Below are 1,522 nucleotides of genomic sequence, written 5' to 3'. Positions count from 1 at the left end.
ACTCTCATAAAGAACGAGGGACCCTAAGGGCTCAGGTCACATAGCCTGCGGCAAAGGCGGTCTAAGTGAAAGTATATAAACCAATACCGCAGTCGGTAAGATGGTGCAGTCCTGTCGGACCGCACCCGACAAGCCGACCTCATAAACGTCCGCTTTCGTGCAACCCCCATCCCGCCCCATATGGAAACCTCTGGCGCATTTGAGACCCGCGGCATTTCGGCAATAGTTGGGCAAAAGCGGATGGTCTGGTTTGGATAAGCTAGGGTTCGAAAGCCGCCGTTTAGCGGGAAGAAAGTTTGCATCCACTACGCCACCAAAAGCAGAATTCGTTTCACTGTTTCTAGCGACCTAGGGAGTTGCTTGCTGTTGAGTTCATTTTGTCGATCTGGTCGAAAAGGCATTCGAACGCAGGCTTTTGCAATGGAATATGACTCCCCCCTGCGATCATAAACACCTTTTTGCCGGCCAATAACTCCGCACCAACCCTTCTGAACGCCCACCTATTTCGAAGTGAGTTTTCGAAACGATTGATGTCATGGAATAGCTCAGCTTCTCCGTCGATACTCGGATAGGGCGTGAACCAGGAGGCGGACACATTAAGCCAGCTGACCCCCAGCATCAGATCTTTCAGCCTAAGGGCTAAATCATCCATAGTTTGAATTGTTGTTTGAATTTCCAACCTTCGCATTGTTGCGATATTGCGTTCCAGATACCAAGCGGTCCTTCGATTCAGCTGTTCAACATTCGCGGCCCGCTTATTTTTTTCAAAAGATGCCTCCCGGAGTGTCTGAAACATCAATATCTCGTCTGCTCCAAACTTTCTTGTTAACGCAATGAAAACTTGATCAGTGGGCATCTCCCATGAAACCGCTGGGACCCCTGATTTTCGTGCAAGCCATTGCAAGAAAAAAGGCTCTGTCCCGGACTGAATTGCTTCGATCAATGTTCCATCCTTGAATACTCCCTCCCCCTCAAAAAAAGCGATCTCCACAGAGGATTTGAAGTAATTCCACATGACCCTTTGATAAAAGGAATCCTCGGGGTCATATGAATGCCGGCCACCATAAATTTGAAGCTCAGCCGCTTTGTTCCTATCAATTAAGTGAAGGTCCCACTGCTGATCGTCGCTTGGCTTCAAGCTGTAGCTATCAACAACATTTTCTTCGCATTTATTCAATCGCTCCATCGTGCTTGGGGGGTGAACAAGGGCGGCGGCTCCGCACGTCGGGGTGGCGGAAACCAGAACAAGCAAAAGGAAGAGTTTGTTTAGCATTTGGTCCAACCTAGCCGACTAAATTCACACTCACTTTAAATCTGTCTGATTCTCAAAAACATCCAAAGTGCTATTCGATGCTTACTGCCCCGCCCTAAGTTTCCGCCATCGATTGGGAAAAAACTTTTGCCTATGGAGTGCTCCCATCGTTGAGCCGTTAAATGTCTGCTTTCGGGAATACGTCAACACCTTCCTGTCGACCTAGTTTGGCGGATATTGTTGAAAAACTCGTCGTTGTCAGGGTTTGCG

At 48.4% G+C, this 1,522-nt stretch carries 1 protein-coding gene; it reads right to left on the bottom strand.

Annotated elements, in window-relative coordinates; all coding sequences use genetic code 11:
- Window positions 1-340: 340 nt before the first annotated feature.
- Window positions 341-1,273, bottom strand: a complete 933-nt coding sequence (locus tag B7364_RS08295) for a hypothetical protein (RefSeq protein ID WP_085339539.1) — start codon at window positions 1,271-1,273, stop codon at window positions 341-343.
- Between the last annotated feature and the right edge of the window lie 249 nt (window positions 1,274-1,522).

Source organism: Aquidulcibacter paucihalophilus, assembly GCF_002105465.1.
Taxonomy (GTDB): Bacteria; Pseudomonadota; Alphaproteobacteria; order Caulobacterales; family Aquidulcibacteraceae; genus Aquidulcibacter; species Aquidulcibacter paucihalophilus.
This window is presented reverse-complemented; position numbering and strand designations above follow the sequence as displayed.